This window comes from Natronomonas gomsonensis, assembly GCF_013391635.1.
Classification (GTDB): Archaea; Halobacteriota; Halobacteria; order Halobacteriales; family Haloarculaceae; genus Natronomonas; species Natronomonas gomsonensis_A.
The window spans coordinates 353721-368412 of sequence record NZ_JACAWU010000002.1 but is presented as its reverse complement, the minus strand read 5'-3'; the positions used below and the strand labels follow the sequence as shown (position 1 = coordinate 368412).

The following is a 14692-nucleotide window of genomic DNA, read 5'->3' as shown; positions in this document are numbered from 1 at the left end:
CGGTTACAAAAATCCGGCCCGCGAATCGGTAGGTATGGACCTCGAACGGACGCCCGACGGACGCCGCTGGGTCGTCGGTCGCGACATCGACGCCGACCCCGCGGCCGTCTGGAGTGTGCTGTGCGACACCGCACGGTGGCCCGAGTGGGGTGTCTCCATCACCGACGTCGAGGCCTCCGAGCGGCACATCCAGACGGGAACGACGGGACGCGTTCGAATCCGAGGCGTCGGCGCGTGGATCCCCTTCGAGGTGACGGCGGTCGACGATGCTACCCGTCGCTGGAGTTGGGACGTGGCGCGGATACCGGCGACGGGTCATCGCGTCGAGGAACGGGCCAGCGGCTGCCGCGTCGAGTTCGAGATACCGCTTGCAGCCGTGGGGTACGCGCCGGTGTGTCGGGCAGCGTGTCGGTCAATCGCGGCGCTCACCGAACAGTAAGAGCGGCTTACGCGGGCCAGGTGGGTCGGTTGTCGTTACTGGACGCTCTTTTCGAGGCTGAAATCGCCGACGGAGTGGAGGTCCTCGCCGAGTCCGGTCCCGTCGCAGTCCTCGTTCGGGCAGGCGTAGTGCCACCCGTCGCGGGTGGCGCGGCGCTCGGAGAACTGTTCGCCGCAGCTCTCACAGATGAGCGCCTCCGAAGAGCAGACGTCTCGGTGGAGTTCGTACTGCAGTTTGCTTGTGAACGTCCGTTTACAGTTACGGCACGTGTGGGTCATATTCGAACGTCTGACGTGAAGGGTAATAGAAGTGCCCCTTCGTTCGTTGACGGTCGAGAGGGGCGCAAACAGCCGTTAGGGCCGCTCCGAGAAGTCAGTGGACGAACGTCCACTCCGAATCGAGACCACCGTCTGTGCCGACGGTCAGTCGGGGCGTTCGAGACCGAACCGCTCGCGCGTGTAAGTGTACTGACTCCCCGCGAGTCGGCCGAGGGCGTCGAACTTCTCGACGTCGAGTTTGCCGTCGGTGAGCAGTTCGTCGTCGACGTGGGCGTAGACGACTTCGCCCAGCACCATCGTCGACGTGCCGACCTCGACGGTATCGTAGAGGACACACTCGAAGCTAATCGGGGACGCTGCGACACGGGGCGAGTCGACGACCACCGACGGCGCGCGCTCGACGCCCGCGTGGTCGAACTCGCTTGCATCGGATGGGAGCGTCGCCGAGGATGCGTTCATCGATTCCGCGAGGTCGGGCGTGACGACGTTGACGACGAACTCCTCCGTTTCGACGGCGTTTCGCGGCGTATCCTTCATCGACGCCGGCGCGAACATCACGACCGGCGGGTCGATACCGACGACGTTGAAGAAGCTGTAGGGCGCGAGGTTGTCGGTCTCACCGTCCGTCGAGGACACCCACGCGATGGGGCGAGGAACCACGGCGGTCGAAAGGGTGCGATACATCGAATCGACGGAATCCGGGTCGAGTTCCATGGAGTAAGGTAGGTGTACCGTGGCGTCGAGTACCTAAAAGGGGCGCTCTTAGAGGCCGACGTTGACCGCGTAGGGCCACGGGGCGCTCGCGAGCGCGAGGAACACGAGGGCACCGGCGGCACCGTAAAGGTTCTTCAGGAAGCCGGTCATCTCGTTTTGGGCTTCTTCACCCTCCATGTTCCAGAAGTCGTGCATCGTCACCGCGGAGACGACGAGGAACACGGCGAGGGCACCTGCTCCGATGGTGGGAAGAATCCCGGCGGCAATCGAGATGCCGCCGAAGACGAGCAGGCCACCGCTGAGGAGGACCGAGGCCTTCGGTGCGGGCAACCCTTTGAACTCCGCGTAGCCGGTCATCCCCTCGGTGTCCATGAAGTGGTTCAATCCCATGAACGCGAGGACGCCGCCGAAGAGGATTCGAGCGACGAGAAACGCGACCTCGGCACCGGCACTTTCCAGCATTAGTTCGCCTCCGTAACTGCGGGCGTTCGTGAGTCGATGCGGTCGGGCCGGGGGTTTAGTAACATTACACAACCACGTACGCATTCGAACTGTTATATCACTTCGCGAACACTGTCGTCACCGGGTAACACCGGTGTCAGGTGCCACAGGATTTGTGTGGATAGGAATACACATACTGTCAATGTCACGGGAGCGAAGCCGTCTATCCCGACCGAAGTGATTATTTGTGGCCGGAAGCGTCAGTTTGGTCGGTCTGTTACTCCTTGTCGTTCCTCGTGTTGACCGACGTGACCGACCAGTAGTGCTCGACACCCACGTTCCCAGTTCGAGTGCAACCCGCTACCACACTGTCGGCGTGAATATTTATTGGAGGGCCTCGTACGGAGCGATATGTCGAACGTTCCCCAAGCGCCAGTCGAGGCGGCCTGTCCGGTCGTCGAGTCGATGGAGCAAATCGGCTCGAAGTGGCGTCTTCTCGTCTTACACGATTTACAGGACGGCGAAAAGCGGTTCAACGAGCTGAAGCGCTCGACGGAGGCCAACGCGCGGACGCTCTCTCGCGTGCTCGACGACCTCCAAGAGACCGGCTTCGTCGAACGCCGACTCGAAGAGGACGCCCCCGTGGCGACGTACTACTCGCTGACCGACAAAGGGCAGTCGCTGTGTCCAGTGTTCGACGAAATCGAGGCGTGGGCCGACAACTGGCTCGAAGCCGAAGCGGAGTAAGAGCCCTCAGGCGTACTTTTCGGGGTAGGCGTCTTCTAGAAGTTCCGGCTCGTCGAGCAGTCGCTCCCGAACTGGGTCGACGACCGCCGAAATCGCGGTGGCCGCAGCGGGTTTGAGGTCCGCGGGGTGGAGTTCGCCGGAGACGAAGTCCTCCTCGACCGCTTCGTAGTCGTCGTAGACGAGGTCGCCACCGTACTCCTCGGGCCGTTCGACGACGAACAGCTCGTCGCGTTCCTCGAAAACCGGGAACACGAGGAATCGGAGGTACTCGAGGACGCCGTTGTCCTCGACCTCTCCAGCGGGGCAGTACGCGCCGTTGATCTTCTCTTCGACGGCGTCGTCGTCGTCGGTGAGATTGACTTTCGAGGACTCCTCTGAGGCCGACATCTTCCCACCCGAAAGGCCGGACAGAAGCGGCGCGAACACACACGCAGGCTTGTCGTAGCCGGAGTCGGGCAACTGCTCACGGGCGAGCATGTAGATGCCGCGCTGGTCGATGCCGCCGTAGGCGATGTCCGCACCGAGTGCGGCCACGTCCAGCGCCTGCATCAGCGTGTAGACGAGTCCGCCCAACTTCGGGTTCTCGGACTGTCGAACGACTTCACTGCCCGCGCGCTGGGCGCGCGAGAGCGTCGTCTCCGCAAGCATGCGGTAGAGGTCGAGCGTGTAGGGCTCCTCGAGTTGGTACTCGGTGCCGCGGACGAAGGAGACCGAATCGGGGTCGGCGCCGGCCGCCTCTATCATTCCCACGATGGCCGCCTCGTAGTACGCCGAGCGAGCCTCGAGCAACTCGAATGGGCTCTTGGCGTCGTCGAGGTGGGCGTGGAGGTCCGCGACCAACACCGTCACGTCGAGTCCGGCATCGATGAAGTCGGCGAGTTTGCGCATCGTCGTGAAGTGGCCGATGTGCATCTCGCCGGTCGGAGCGTAGCCGATGTAGGCGGTGGGGTTCTCGCGTTCCTCGAACAACGCCTCGATTTCCTCGACCTCTACGACCTCTTCGGTGAATCGCGTGACCAGTTCGGTCCGCTCGGCCGTGTCCATGCGTTCGCTACCGTGAGACGGCCGATAAAACGTTCGGGTACGTCCAGTAGCGGTACCGACCCACATGGACATCGACACTCAACTCCGAGTACGGATAGCCGGTTACCGTACATCCAAACGTCTTCCCACCCAACTTCGAATATGTACACCGGGCGAACGGAGAAACCTTGCTGTCTCTGCGGCCGACCGGAAACCGCCCACCGAATCGACATCCCACCGCGTGCGGTCCAGTTGCTGAAACACTCCGAGCCCATCGCGTGGCGGGACATCGAAGGCGAGGTGTCGCTGCATTTCTGTGCCGACGATTGGCACACCGTCCGTGACCTCGTCCTCAAAACGGGGATGGGCCCACTCTCGCGGTGTAACGCCGCCCGGGCGTCTTTCGTCCTCCGAGAGGACTTCGAGGCGCTGTTGAACGCGACTCGAGAGGAACCCGACCAGCGACCGTTAGAAGCCGAAATGCTCGACGACGCTCGCGATACGCTGGAGCGCTTCGAGGACGGGGACGACCTCGTCGAGACACGCGATGTCGTCGAAGCCCGCATCGTCTCGTGGGCGCTCGAAGACCTCGACTCACCGAAACGTCCTGTTTCCTAGTCGACTATTGTCTGACGAAAGACATATTTTACCGCGTGAAGACTGGTGTGTCACTAAGGACCACACCGAAATGGGAGAACACGAAACGGCGACGATACTCATCGTAGACGACGAACCGGGGCTCGCGGATGGGCACGCGGCCCGGCTGCAGGAACACGACGTTCGGACGGCCTACGATGGCCGAGAGGCACTCGACGCCCTCGATGACGCGGTCGATATCGTGTTCCTCGACCGGCGGATGCCGGGGCTCTCGGGCGACGAAGTGCTCGAAGCCGCACGCGACCACGGCTTCGATTGCCGTATCGTGATGGTCACCGGTGTCGAACCGTCCGCCGACATCGTCTCGATGGGCTTCGACGAGTACCTCAGAAAGCCCGTGGACAGAGCGGAACTCCGGGGGACGGTCCAGCGGATGCTCAGACGCGCCACCTACGACGAGAAGCTTCAGGAGTACTTCTCGCTGTCCGCCAAGCGAGCGACGCTGGAAACCGAATCAACTGACGACGTCGAAGGGATGCCGGAGTACGAGGAACTGTGTCGCCGACTCGAGACCGTCGAGCGGGAACTCGACGAGGCCCTCGAAGACCTTCCGGACGACGACGGCTACGTAGTCGCTACCGACGGCCGAATCCGCGCCGACAGCGCGACTGACTGACGCCCATCACGGTCGGAACTCGAACCGTACGCCATCGTCGCCGTCGGCCTCGAGGTTCCACCCGTGTCGCCGCCGATGCGAACCTGCTGTGAATCGATAGACACGTCTCTCCAAGATATCGGAACCTCGATTGACGGGTATAGGTACTACCGTGGGCGAGCGCTGTATTTTGGAAGGGTACATCCGCTCGATTCCGATGCGAAACTTTTTGAATAAAACCAATATTAATCCGACTCACTTCGAATGAAACGATTGGTGTTGCTCCTTGCCGTTTCGCTCGCTTTCTGTGGGATTGTGGGTGCCGCTGCCGCCGCCAATGGACCGATGGCCGACGGTGGCCTCGACCAAACGGTGACCGTCGATACGACAGTCCAGCTTGACGCAACTGGTTCGACGTACCCCTCCGGGGACATCGCATCGTACCGATGGGAAATCGACACGCCCAGTGGCCGTCAGATTACGCCCGACTGTGCGGACTGCAGTCGGACATCGTTCGTCCCGACGAAACCGGGTCGATACGAGGTGCGGCTCACGGTCATCGGCGAAGACGGCGCTCGAAGCTCCGACACGCTGTACGTTCACGTCAACGACGCCGGCCCGTCAGTCTCGGTTACCGGCGCGACGTCGCCGGAAGCCACGAATCCGGCCGAGTACGTCGCCACCGCGGAGAGCCCCGATGCCGAACTCGAGGAAATCGCGTGGGCGGTCGACGACGAAATCGTCGCGACGCGGTCCCTAAACGGAACGGCCACTACCGACGACCTCCGAATCGCGTTTCCGGGAGCGGGTCCGTACCGCGTACAGGTCGTCGTAGTGGATACGAACGGCCGAACGGCGTACGACGACATCGTCGTCCGTCCCGGTCGAGAATCGACACCGGACACCGAATGGGACGATATCGACCCCGGCCCGTCTCCCCCGGACTGCAGCGACCCGGATTACCTCGCCTCGAACTCCGATGTCTGTCTTTCGAGCGAACCACCTTCGGGTGGCCCACCGACGCCGACACCGGCCGCACCAACGACCGATGTCGAGACGCCCAAACCCACGCCACAGCCTCCGAAAGACGAGGAGATATTCTACGACACCGACGGGTACGCCTCGACACTCCGTGTGGGGTCGCGAATCGCCGATTCGTCGTATCTCGGGAGTACGGCGGACGCTGTCGGCCTCGACGGAGGAGAAAACGCTCCATGGAAACAGGACTTGGGCGAGCAAATCTACGAGGACACTGTCGGCGCCGCCTCGACGTTCGTCTTCGGACAAGAACAGAAAACCGTGACGTGTGAGACGACTGGCGGTGAGTGGAACAGTTGTGACGAGAAGATACGACAACTCGAAGACGAGGGCGGAACCACGAACGCGTACTCTCCGTCTGATGGTGGAAAGTTCCATCAGTACGGATTGGAAAATGCGGAGAGAGTTCGCGGCTCTGATCCGTCTGATCTCGAACAGGGCCAGGATGCTAATGTTACTGTCGTTGTTCAAGAGGGCAAAGACAACATCGTAGAAAGAGGGATTGATGTCGCCAAGGCTGTCGGTGATGTCGGTCAGTCATCTACCTCTGGAGACGAGTCAAGCGACGACGCCAAACCGGACAGTTGGGACGAGCCCACTACACCGGTTGCGACCGGTGATGGCCCGACTGATGAGGAATCGCCCGAATCAACATCCGCTGCATCTGACCTCCCCTCTCGGCTACCAGAAACCGACCTTGGAGGAACTGAAGACGATACAGCGGGAGGAACTGACGACGAACCCGAAGCGACACTACCCGACGATACGGGTGGACCGAGCGGTATCGGAGGAGGGTTGGTCGAATGAGCCAACGCGCTTCCGAACGTCGGACGTGGACGCGCCGTGGAGTCGTCTCCGCGGCAGCAGCGGTCTGTTGCGGACTTGCGGGGTGTGGTAACGACCGGCCGTCAGAAACCGACGGAAACGGGACGCCGAATGAGCCTCAGACAGAAGAACGGCGCTCCGAACAACTGTTGGATATCGAAGCGCGGTTAGAACGCGTGTACGAACGTCTCACGGCCCTCCCACTCGTCGACGATGGTGATTTCGTCTTCGATGTTAGTGCCTTCGAAGACGAGTTCGACCACCGAGCGATTTCCGACAGGACCGACAAAATCCTCGCAGATGTAGCGGAACTGGAGGACAGCGGCGAGATTTCCACGAGTCGGGCTGAAACGCTGTCTGCACTAGCACGGTTGGCTGACGACCGTGCCTCACAGCGATACCTACTCCATCAGACCATCGCGGCCACGTTCGCCTACGACGAACGGGTTCGTGATTCGAGATACGACGCAGCGACCGAACCAGTAGTGTTCGCGGGTGAAGCCCTCGAAGAGTTATCCACGGTCGGACAACGGGTCGAGACACACCAACAGCAGCTCGAAGATACGAACGTGACGGTAGACAGCTACAGTTACGGGACCGTGAAGAGGGAGCAAGCGATGTTGCTCGACGTCGTGACGTGGCTCTCCCCAATCAACGGAGCCTTACACGAGATGGCTCGTGGATACGCCCTACTCGACGATGCGAATCGGTCGCTCGAAGACGACGACTCTGCGACAGCCATAGAGCAGTATCGAGCCGCCAACGCTCGATTCGAGAGTGCGAACGACTCCTTCGAGGAGGCGCGAGGCCGAGGGCAGCGAGTGGGCTACGTCGTCCCGATTGTCGAGCAATCCCGCTGTTCGTTGTCGGGACTGCTGGACGGAACGGAGACGCTCGCCGAGGCGATTGAAAAAATCGAAGCCGGGAACGAACAGGAGGGCGAGTCGCTCGCACGGGAAGCCATCCAGCGAATGGAGCAGCAGCGAAACCGATGTTACTGAACCACAACCGATTTGAATAAATAGGGAATCCATCAGGATAAATATACTGTGAAGATGGTGTGGAAGCGAGTCCTCAACGTCGTTTCGTCGGTGATTTTACTCGCTCTTGCAGGGGCCCTACTCGTGACTCTAGCGGTCACCTTTGGTCCGGTCGACAAGGCGTCTCCCCCCGATGTCGACGCCCCGGAGAACACGACGGGTGTACCGAAGGTTGGGGCGTCTGCTCATCCTGATATCGACGGTGAACAACTGGAGATGGATATCTTCGAGGCAGTCAACGAACGACGGACGGAATACGGTCGCGAACCGTTCGTCCACTCTGAGCGAGTCCGGTTAATCGCACGTCTCCACAGCAAGGATATGGCCGACCGGGATTTCTACGACCACCGAAATCCGGACGGGCAGGGCTCCGAAGAGCGCCACGAGGAGTACGACGGATGCGACAGCACCAACGAGAACATCGCGTATCTAACTCCACATCAAGTGAACGAAACGGACGACGTTGCAGCGAAGTTCGTCGAGATGTGGGCGAACTCACCGGGGCATAACACATCGATGCTAACGACGTACGATCGAGTTAGCGCCGTCGGCGTCTACGTCACGCAGAAGGGAGAAATCTATGCCACACAGAACTTCTGTCGTGAGCATCCGAACGCCTAGGCGCCGATATACTCCTCGTTGAACACCCATTCGCCGTCCTCTTGGACCATGTACTCGCCGTAGTACGGCACCCGCTCGGCGACAGTGTCGCGGAACGCATCACGGATTTCGGGTTTCGACATCTCGCCCATCGATTTGAGGTCGTCGTTACGGTTGAGACAGCCCTTGAGGTAGCCCTCGTGGGTGACGCGGACGCGGTGGCAGTTGGCACAGAAGTCCGCATTGCCGACGGGGTCGACGATTTCGACCATCCCTCCGTCGACGAAGTAGCGGTTTCGGCCGTGCATCTCACGGCGCTCGACGCGGTCGGCTTGTTCTTCGAGCCAACCGTGGACGCGTTCGATGTCGACGGCCCAGTCGGGGCGACCCGCGAGTTCGGGCATGTACTCGATGAGTTGGAGTTGGAGGCCGTCGTTCTCGGCGACGTGGTCGACCATCTCGGGAACGTAGCCGGCAGTCTGCTCGAAGACAACCATGTTGAGTTTGACCGGTGCGAGGCCGGCATCGAGGGCCGCATCGACCCCTTCGAGAACGTCCTCGTAAGCGGTGCTCTTGGTCACCTCCGCGAAAGCCTCCGGAGAGAGAGCGTCCTGGGAGACGTTGACGCGCTCGAGTCCGGCGTCGGCGAGGGCGTCAGCGCGCTCGGGCAGGAACGTGCCGTTGGTCGTGAGCGACGTTTCCATCGAGTCTGGCATCCGGCGGACGATTTCCTCGAGGTCCTCTCGAAGCATCGGTTCGCCGCCGGTGAACTTCACCGAGTCGACGTCGAACTCCGCGGCGACTTCGAGAAATCGGACCACGTCGTCGGTGGACATCTCGTCGTCGGCGGGCTCCATCGGCCCCCGCGTGTCGCCGAGACCCTCGTTGTGACAGTAGACACAGTCGAAGTTACACCGGTCGGTGAGGGAGACGCGAACGCCGGTGACTTCCCGTCCGAACCCGTCTTCGAGCATGCCCGAGAGTTCGGTCACACGTGCTTAAATTCGACGCTAGGTTGGGTCGCTACGTAACCAATTGTAGTTTCTCGGATTGCGCTGAACGTCCGGCGTGCTTTGAACCGTGGAATTCGGTGCACAACTCTTATCGGCGCCACGGGGCCTACCGAAGGTATGGACGAAGACGCTATCCTCGACCGCCTGTCGGCCGTCGAAGACCCCGAACTCGGAGACGATCTCGTCTCCCTCGGATTGGTCAACGACGTGACTGTCGAGGGTGAAACGGTTCGTATCGATCTCGCACTCGGGGCGCCGTACTCCTCGACGGAGACTGCTATCGCGGGTGAAGTTCGAGAGGCGCTCGCCGACACCGGGTTGGAAATCGACCTCTCGGCGAGCATCGACACCGGGCTTGGTGACGACGAGCAGGTGTTGCCGGGCGTCGAGAACATCATCGCCGTCGCCTCCGGAAAGGGCGGTGTCGGGAAGTCGACGGTCGCGGTCAACCTCGCTGCGGGACTGTCCGAGATGGGCGCCCGCGTCGGCCTGTTCGACGCCGACATCTACGGCCCCAACGTCCCGCGGATGGTCGAAACCGACGAGCGGCCTAAAGCGACCCACGAGGAGACCATCGTCCCGCCGGAAAAATACGGGATGAAACTGATGAGCATGGACTTCCTCGTCGGCGAGGACGACCCCGTCATCTGGCGGGGGCCGATGGTCCACAAGGTGTTGACACAGTTGTGGGAGGACGTGGAGTGGGGCTCGTTGGACTACATGGTCGTCGACCTGCCGCCGGGGACCGGTGACACGCAGTTGACGCTGTTGCAGTCGGTGCCGGTGTCGGGAGCGGTCATCGTGACGACGCCACAGGAGGTTGCGCTGGACGACGCCCGGAAGGGACTTCGGATGTTCGGCAAACACGACACGCCGGTACTCGGCATCGTCGAGAACATGTCCGGGTTCGTCTGTCCTGACTGTGGGAACGAACACGACATCTTCGGCAGCGGCGGTGGGCGGGAGTTCGCCGACGAGGTGGAGATGCCGTTCCTCGGCGAGATACCGCTAGACCCCGCAGTCCGAGAGGGCGGTGACTCCGGTGCACCAATCGTCCTCGACGAGGACAGCGAGACGGGGGAAGCGTTCCGGTCGTTCGCCGACGAGACGGCGAAGATGCAGGGCATCGTCCGCCGCCGACAGGCGAGTAGCCAGCGATAACCATGCCGGAGGGCTCCGATAGCGAGCGCGAGAGTGACACCGGCCGTGCTGCCTTCCTACGGGACATCGCCGAGGACGTTCGCGGCGACTCTTCGGAGAGCGAACAGCTCGCCGCCATCCTGTATCGCGTCTCGGACCTCTATGACGCCGACGAGGAGACGACGGTGCCAGAAATCTATCGGAACGTCCAGAACATCCTCGAGATCAAGGAACGGGGCGGGTTGCCGGAACGAGACGGCTGACCGAGCGGGGTCTAGCCGTATTTCTCATCCTACGCGAGTCGCTCGCACGCGGGGCAACTATCGTTGTGCTTAAGTACGGTGGTCGGGTAGCGAAGAACGCAATCGATGTAGGGGTGTCGGCCCCGAGTCCGAGAGGGCGAAGATACACGCACGCGAGTCGTGGTAGCCAAGCATGGCCCAAGGCGCAGGGTTGCTAACTCTGTGGCGTACAGCCTCCGGGGTTCAAATCCCCGCCACGACGCTAACACAACCCACATATGAGTGCAGAAGAACCCCCGGCGGACGAGGAAGACGAGGACATCCAGTACTTCGTCCGCATCGGACAGACAGACCTCGACGGGACGAAGAGCGTCGAGCGAGCGTTGACCGACATGAACGGTATCGGTCGACGAGTCGCTCGCATCATCGCCGAGAAAGCCGACGTAGACCGAACCGCGATTCTCGGTAAACTCGACGAAGACACCATCGACACCGTCGTCGAACACGTCGAGGGGTACGCCGACGAAGTGCCCGCCTGGCTGACGAACCACCAGGACGACTTCTTCACCGGCGAGACTACCCACGAAATCGGCAACGATCTCAACATGAGTCGGCGACAGGACATCAACCGGATGAAGATGATTGACTCCTACAAGGGCGTTCGCCACAACCGCGGCCAGAAGGTCCGCGGCCAGCGAACGAAGTCCACCGGCCGGACGGAGGGCACCATCGGTGTCAACGTCGAGGCCATCAAGGAGGACATGGCCGAGGAAGAAGCAGGTGAGGACGAATAATGGCACTCGGTAACAACACCAAGTTCTACGAGACGCCGAACCACCCCTTCCAGGGCGAGCGAATCGCCGACGAGGGTGACCTCGTCTCCCGATACGGTCTCGCGACGAAAGAAGAGCTGTGGCGTGCCCAATCGGAGCTTCGCGACTACCGGCGGGAGGCCCGCCGACTGCTCGGCGAGGCACAGGGTGACGCCGAGGTGGCGACGGAAGCCGGCAGCGAGTTCCTCGCTCGGCTGAAGCGCATCGGCGTCCTCGACGACGAGGAGAGCCTCGACGACATCCTGTCGCTCGACGTGACCGACATCCTCGAGCGTCGCCTGCAGACGGTCGCCTACCGCAAGGGCGTGGGCAACACCGCAAAGCAGGCCCGACAGTTCATCGTCCACGGACACGTCACCATCGAGGGCGCCCGCGTGTCGGCGCCGTCGTACAAGGTCGACGTGGCCAAGGAGGACAGCATCGAGTTCGACGAGACGAGTCCGCTCGCGGACGACCTTCACCCCGAACGCGCGGAGGGACAGTAAATGGCAGACGACAACACTTGGGGCGTCGCACACGTCTACGCCTCGTTCAACAACACGATAATCACGGTAACGGACCTGACCGGCGCCGAGACGATTACGAAGTCCTCCGGCGGGACGGTCGTGAAACAGAACCGCGACGAAGCGTCGCCGTACGCCGCCATGCAGATGGCGGAAGTCGTCGCCGAGGAAGTGCAGGCCGCCGGCATCGACGGCGTGCACGTCCGCGTTCGCGGTCCGGGCGGCAACCAACAGAAGAACCCCGGTCCCGGCGCACAGGCGACGATTCGCGCGCTTGCCCGTGCCGGACTGGAAATCGGTCGTATCGAGGACGTAACTCCCATCCCGCACGACGGCACTCGCGGGCCGAAGAACGCAGGGTTCTGAGATGAGCGAGGAGTACGAGGTAACGTTCATCGACCGCGACGACCGGAGCGCGAGGTTCCTCGTTCGCGGCGTCACGCCCGCCTTCGCCAATGGCATCCGCCGTGCGATGCTCGCCGACGTGGAGACGCTGTCGATAGACACGCTCCGCGTCATCGAGAACTCGTCGGTGATGTTCGACGAGCAGATCGCACTCCGACTCGGACTCGTCCCGCTGACGACGCCGGACGACTACGAACCGGGCGATACGGTCACGCTCGCTATCGACGTCGAGGGTCCCGCGACCGCGTACTCGGGCGACCTCGTCTCCAGCGACGAACAGGTCCAGCCGGCAGAGGAGAACGTTCCCATCATCGAACTCAAGGAGGGCCAACGGCTCGAACTCGAAGCCGACGCCGTCCTCGGGCGCGGCAAGGACCACGCCAAACATCAGGGTGGCGTCGCCGTCGGCTATCGACACCTCCAGCGTGTCGAGGTCGTCGGCGAGAAAGGCGAGTTCGAAGACGAGGAGCCAGAGATTATCCGCGGCGTCATCGAGGAAGACGGCGAACTCGTCCCCACCGAAGAGTTCGACAACGACCTCAGCCAGCGGTACCCCGGCAAGGAAGTCGAAATCGAGGAGGTTCCGAACGCGTTCGTCTTCAGCGTCGAAAGCGACGGGTCGTTGCCCGTCGACGAACTCGTCCTCGCGGCCGTCGAGAGCATCGAGGCCCGCGCGGAAGAACTCGAAGAAGCGGTTCAACTGTAAGCAGATGACACCCCACACCCCACACACGACGCTCGCCACGACGGAGAGCGTCGCAACCCGACCGACGAGCGGCGGTGCGGCCGCGCGTTCCTCGGCCGGGACCGGCATCCGCCGGACCGAAAGGGGCTTTAGTGGGGGCGAAGAACACGAAAACGCGCGCAGGGATAGCCAAGTCAGGCCAACGGCGCAGCGTTCAGGGCGCTGTCCTGTAGAGGTCCGCAGGTTCAAATCCTGCTCCCTGCATTCGTTTCTCAGGAGAGATAACCGATGAGTAGCAAAACGAACCCGAGGCTTTCCAGTCTCATCGCTGACCTGAAGTCGACCGCCCGCAACGGCGGTGGCGAGGTCTGGAACGATGTGGCCGAGCGCCTCGAGAAACCCCGGCGCACGCACGCGGAGGTCAACTTGGGACGCATCGAGCGATACGCCCAGGAAGACGAGACCGTCATCGTGCCCGGCAAGGTGCTCGGGTCCGGTGCCCTCCGCAAGGAGGTCACCGTCGCAGCTGTCGACTTCTCGTCGACGGCCCAGACGAAAATCGACACGGTCGGCGAAGCGATCGAACTCGAACAGGCACTCGAAGACAACCCCAACGGCTCCAACGTACGGGTGATTCGATGAGTTACGCTGAATTCGACGCCGACGTCGTCGTCGACGCCCGTGACTGCATCATGGGTCGTGTCGCCTCGCAGGTCGCCCAGCGCGCCCTCGACGGCGAGACGGTCGCTGTGGTCAACGCCGAACGCGCGGTCATCACCGGCAGCGAAGACGACGTGATGAGCGTCTACCGCCAGCGTGCGGAGGTCGGCTCCGACCGCGGGCCGAACTACCCGAAGCGACCCGACCGCATCTTCAAACGCGCCATCCGCGGGATGGTGCCGTACAAGGAGACCCGCGGCCGGGAAGCGTTCGAGAACGTCCGCGTCTACCTGGGCAACCCCTACGACGACGCGGAGGTCCTCGACGACACGTCGCTGGACCGACTGTCGAACATCAAGTTCATCTCGCTCGGCGAAGTCAGCGAGAACTTGGGTGCTAACGTCACATGGTAACTAACACGTCCGGTAAGAAGAAGACAGCTGTCGCCCGTGCGACGGTTCGCGAAGGCTCCGGTCGGGTTCGGATCGACTCCAAACCCGTCGAGCTGGTCGAACCCGAGCAGGCGCGATTGAAGATGCTCGAGCCGTTCCGCATCGCCGAAGAGGACCTCCGAGACAGCGTCGACATCGACGTGGTCGTCTCCGGCGGCGGGTTCTCCGGGCAGGCCGACGCGGTCCGTACGGCCATCGCCCGCGGCCTCGTCGAGCACACCAACGACGCCGAACTGCGCGATGCGTTCATGTCGTTCGACCGGTCGCTGCTCGTCAACGACGTGCGGCAGTCCGAACCGAAGAAGTGGGGCGGCCCCGGCGCTCGGGCCCGCTACCAGAAGTCCTACCGCTGAGGTGATTCA

21 protein-coding genes and 2 tRNA genes are annotated in these 14692 nt (G+C 62.3%); 18 read left to right on the top strand and 5 right to left on the bottom strand.

Features of this window, described 5'->3' with window-relative positions; all coding sequences use genetic code 11:
- Positions 1 to 34: 34 nt before the first annotated feature.
- The gene (locus HWX69_RS10230) at positions 35 to 439 is read left to right on the top strand and encodes an SRPBCC family protein (protein WP_178917012.1); all 405 of its coding nucleotides are present in this window, start codon (positions 35 to 37) and stop codon (positions 437 to 439) included.
- A 35-nt stretch (positions 440 to 474) separates the two neighbouring features.
- Here the strand turns inward: HWX69_RS10230 and HWX69_RS10225 are convergent, their stop codons facing one another.
- From HWX69_RS10225 to HWX69_RS10215, 3 genes are all read right to left on the bottom strand, one after another.
- Positions 475 to 717 carry a transcriptional regulator gene (locus HWX69_RS10225; RefSeq protein WP_178917011.1) on the bottom strand — a complete coding sequence of 81 codons (243 nt, stop codon included), beginning with the start codon at positions 715 to 717 and terminating at the stop codon, positions 475 to 477.
- A 144-nt stretch (positions 718 to 861) separates the two neighbouring features.
- The gene (locus HWX69_RS10220) at positions 862 to 1431 is read right to left on the bottom strand and encodes a flavin reductase family protein (protein WP_178917010.1); all 570 of its coding nucleotides are present in this window, start codon (positions 1429 to 1431) and stop codon (positions 862 to 864) included.
- Positions 1432 to 1479: 48 nt separating this feature from the next.
- Positions 1480 to 1893, bottom strand: a complete 414-nt coding sequence (locus HWX69_RS10215; protein ID WP_178917009.1) for a DoxX family protein — start codon at positions 1891 to 1893, stop codon at positions 1480 to 1482.
- A gap of 390 nt (positions 1894 to 2283) precedes the next feature.
- Between HWX69_RS10215 and HWX69_RS10210 the strand changes: the two genes are divergently transcribed.
- Positions 2284 to 2619 carry a winged helix-turn-helix transcriptional regulator gene (locus HWX69_RS10210; RefSeq protein WP_156708658.1) on the top strand — a complete coding sequence of 112 codons (336 nt, stop codon included), beginning with the start codon at positions 2284 to 2286 and terminating at the stop codon, positions 2617 to 2619.
- A 6-nt stretch (positions 2620 to 2625) separates the two neighbouring features.
- Here the strand turns inward: HWX69_RS10210 and HWX69_RS10205 are convergent, their stop codons facing one another.
- Positions 2626 to 3663 carry a tyrosine--tRNA ligase gene (locus tag HWX69_RS10205; RefSeq protein WP_178917008.1) on the bottom strand — a complete coding sequence of 346 codons (1038 nt, stop codon included), beginning with the start codon at positions 3661 to 3663 and terminating at the stop codon, positions 2626 to 2628.
- A gap of 141 nt (positions 3664 to 3804) precedes the next feature.
- Here HWX69_RS10205 and HWX69_RS10200 point away from each other — a divergent pair, with 141 nt between their 5' ends.
- The 5 genes from HWX69_RS10200 (at position 3805) to HWX69_RS10180 (ending at position 8418) form a co-directional block, all read left to right on the top strand.
- Complete coding sequence (locus HWX69_RS10200) at positions 3805 to 4260, top strand: hypothetical protein (RefSeq protein WP_178917007.1); 456 nt, start codon at positions 3805 to 3807, stop codon at positions 4258 to 4260.
- Positions 4261 to 4330: 70 nt separating this feature from the next.
- On the top strand, positions 4331 to 4915 hold the full coding sequence (locus tag HWX69_RS10195) for a HalX domain-containing protein (RefSeq protein ID WP_178917006.1): 585 nt from the start codon (positions 4331 to 4333) through the stop codon (positions 4913 to 4915).
- Between the two features lie 255 nt (positions 4916 to 5170).
- Positions 5171 to 6739, top strand: a complete 1569-nt coding sequence (locus tag HWX69_RS10190; protein ID WP_178917005.1) for a PKD domain-containing protein — start codon at positions 5171 to 5173, stop codon at positions 6737 to 6739.
- Positions 6736 to 7758 (top strand): hypothetical protein, encoded by a 1023-nt coding sequence (locus HWX69_RS10185; RefSeq protein ID WP_178917004.1) that lies wholly within the window; start codon positions 6736 to 6738, stop codon positions 7756 to 7758. The genes HWX69_RS10190 and HWX69_RS10185 overlap by 4 nt, the downstream gene beginning before the upstream one ends.
- 123 nt (positions 7759 to 7881) lie before the next feature.
- The gene (locus HWX69_RS10180; protein WP_178917003.1) at positions 7882 to 8418 is read left to right on the top strand and encodes a CAP domain-containing protein; all 537 of its coding nucleotides are present in this window, start codon (positions 7882 to 7884) and stop codon (positions 8416 to 8418) included.
- On the opposite strand, the gene moaA is transcribed toward HWX69_RS10180, so the two are convergent.
- Positions 8415 to 9371: a GTP 3',8-cyclase MoaA gene (gene moaA, locus HWX69_RS10175; RefSeq protein WP_178918323.1), complete on the bottom strand. Its 957-nt coding sequence runs from the start codon at positions 9369 to 9371 to the stop codon at positions 8415 to 8417. The genes HWX69_RS10180 and moaA overlap by 4 nt on opposite strands.
- A 156-nt stretch (positions 9372 to 9527) precedes the next feature.
- On the opposite strand from moaA, the gene HWX69_RS10170 reads away from it, so the two are divergent.
- The 11 genes from HWX69_RS10170 to HWX69_RS10120 all read left to right on the top strand — a co-directional run bounded on the left by HWX69_RS10170 (position 9528) and on the right by HWX69_RS10120 (position 14683).
- Positions 9528 to 10571: an Mrp/NBP35 family ATP-binding protein gene (locus tag HWX69_RS10170; protein WP_178917002.1), complete on the top strand. Its 1044-nt coding sequence runs from the start codon at positions 9528 to 9530 to the stop codon at positions 10569 to 10571.
- A 2-nt stretch (positions 10572 to 10573) separates the two neighbouring features.
- Positions 10574 to 10813: a hypothetical protein gene (locus HWX69_RS10165; protein WP_178917001.1), complete on the top strand. Its 240-nt coding sequence runs from the start codon at positions 10574 to 10576 to the stop codon at positions 10811 to 10813.
- A gap of 156 nt (positions 10814 to 10969) precedes the next feature.
- Positions 10970 to 11054 (top strand) — tRNA-Ser (locus HWX69_RS10160).
- Positions 11055 to 11070: 16 nt separating this feature from the next.
- Positions 11071 to 11586: a 30S ribosomal protein S13 gene (locus HWX69_RS10155; protein WP_178917000.1), complete on the top strand. Its 516-nt coding sequence runs from the start codon at positions 11071 to 11073 to the stop codon at positions 11584 to 11586.
- Positions 11586 to 12110, top strand: coding sequence for a 30S ribosomal protein S4 (locus tag HWX69_RS10150; RefSeq protein WP_156708648.1), 525 nt, complete (start codon positions 11586 to 11588; stop codon positions 12108 to 12110). Before HWX69_RS10155 ends, HWX69_RS10150 begins: the two co-directional genes overlap by 1 nt.
- Positions 12111 to 12494, top strand: a complete 384-nt coding sequence (locus HWX69_RS10145) for a 30S ribosomal protein S11 (protein WP_156708647.1) — start codon at positions 12111 to 12113, stop codon at positions 12492 to 12494.
- Between the two features lies 1 nt (position 12495).
- Positions 12496 to 13239, top strand: coding sequence for a DNA-directed RNA polymerase subunit D (locus tag HWX69_RS10140; protein WP_178916999.1), 744 nt, complete (start codon positions 12496 to 12498; stop codon positions 13237 to 13239).
- Between the two features lie 158 nt (positions 13240 to 13397).
- A tRNA-Leu gene (locus HWX69_RS10135) sits at positions 13398 to 13482 on the top strand.
- A 24-nt stretch (positions 13483 to 13506) separates the two neighbouring features.
- Positions 13507 to 13860: a 50S ribosomal protein L18e gene (locus tag HWX69_RS10130; RefSeq protein ID WP_178916998.1), complete on the top strand. Its 354-nt coding sequence runs from the start codon at positions 13507 to 13509 to the stop codon at positions 13858 to 13860.
- Positions 13857 to 14291, top strand: coding sequence for a 50S ribosomal protein L13 (locus HWX69_RS10125; protein ID WP_178916997.1), 435 nt, complete (start codon positions 13857 to 13859; stop codon positions 14289 to 14291). The genes HWX69_RS10130 and HWX69_RS10125 overlap by 4 nt, the downstream gene beginning before the upstream one ends.
- Positions 14285 to 14683, top strand: a complete 399-nt coding sequence (locus HWX69_RS10120) for a 30S ribosomal protein S9 (RefSeq protein ID WP_156708643.1) — start codon at positions 14285 to 14287, stop codon at positions 14681 to 14683. The genes HWX69_RS10125 and HWX69_RS10120 overlap by 7 nt, the downstream gene beginning before the upstream one ends.
- Positions 14684 to 14692 lie beyond the last annotated feature (9 nt).

What these genes read in the sequence shown, in the direction of transcription:
- HWX69_RS10145 (WP_156708647.1), top strand. Translation starts at nt 12,111, where the DNA reads ATGGCAGACGACAACACTTGGGGCGTCGCACACGTCTACGCCTCGTTC.
- HWX69_RS10210 (WP_156708658.1), top strand. Translation starts at nt 2,284, where the DNA reads ATGTCGAACGTTCCCCAAGCGCCAGTCGAGGCGGCCTGTCCGGTCGTC.
- HWX69_RS10230 (WP_178917012.1), top strand. Translation starts at nt 35, where the DNA reads ATGGACCTCGAACGGACGCCCGACGGACGCCGCTGGGTCGTCGGTCGC.
- HWX69_RS10155 (WP_178917000.1), top strand. Translation starts at nt 11,071, where the DNA reads ATGAGTGCAGAAGAACCCCCGGCGGACGAGGAAGACGAGGACATCCAG.
- HWX69_RS10130 (WP_178916998.1), top strand. Translation starts at nt 13,507, where the DNA reads ATGAGTAGCAAAACGAACCCGAGGCTTTCCAGTCTCATCGCTGACCTG.
- HWX69_RS10220 (WP_178917010.1), bottom strand. Translation starts at nt 1,431, where the DNA reads ATGGAACTCGACCCGGATTCCGTCGATTCGATGTATCGCACCCTTTCG.
- HWX69_RS10120 (WP_156708643.1), top strand. Translation starts at nt 14,285, where the DNA reads ATGGTAACTAACACGTCCGGTAAGAAGAAGACAGCTGTCGCCCGTGCG.
- HWX69_RS10195 (WP_178917006.1), top strand. Translation starts at nt 4,331, where the DNA reads ATGGGAGAACACGAAACGGCGACGATACTCATCGTAGACGACGAACCG.
- HWX69_RS10205 (WP_178917008.1), bottom strand. Translation starts at nt 3,663, where the DNA reads ATGGACACGGCCGAGCGGACCGAACTGGTCACGCGATTCACCGAAGAG.
- HWX69_RS10125 (WP_178916997.1), top strand. Translation starts at nt 13,857, where the DNA reads ATGAGTTACGCTGAATTCGACGCCGACGTCGTCGTCGACGCCCGTGAC.
- HWX69_RS10225 (WP_178917011.1), bottom strand. Translation starts at nt 717, where the DNA reads ATGACCCACACGTGCCGTAACTGTAAACGGACGTTCACAAGCAAACTG.
- HWX69_RS10150 (WP_156708648.1), top strand. Translation starts at nt 11,586, where the DNA reads ATGGCACTCGGTAACAACACCAAGTTCTACGAGACGCCGAACCACCCC.
- HWX69_RS10140 (WP_178916999.1), top strand. Translation starts at nt 12,496, where the DNA reads ATGAGCGAGGAGTACGAGGTAACGTTCATCGACCGCGACGACCGGAGC.
- HWX69_RS10170 (WP_178917002.1), top strand. Translation starts at nt 9,528, where the DNA reads ATGGACGAAGACGCTATCCTCGACCGCCTGTCGGCCGTCGAAGACCCC.
- moaA (WP_178918323.1), bottom strand. Translation starts at nt 9,371, where the DNA reads ATGCTCGAAGACGGGTTCGGACGGGAAGTCACCGGCGTTCGCGTCTCC.
- HWX69_RS10165 (WP_178917001.1), top strand. Translation starts at nt 10,574, where the DNA reads ATGCCGGAGGGCTCCGATAGCGAGCGCGAGAGTGACACCGGCCGTGCT.
- HWX69_RS10185 (WP_178917004.1), top strand. Translation starts at nt 6,736, where the DNA reads ATGAGCCAACGCGCTTCCGAACGTCGGACGTGGACGCGCCGTGGAGTC.
- HWX69_RS10215 (WP_178917009.1), bottom strand. Translation starts at nt 1,893, where the DNA reads ATGCTGGAAAGTGCCGGTGCCGAGGTCGCGTTTCTCGTCGCTCGAATC.
- HWX69_RS10200 (WP_178917007.1), top strand. Translation starts at nt 3,805, where the DNA reads ATGTACACCGGGCGAACGGAGAAACCTTGCTGTCTCTGCGGCCGACCG.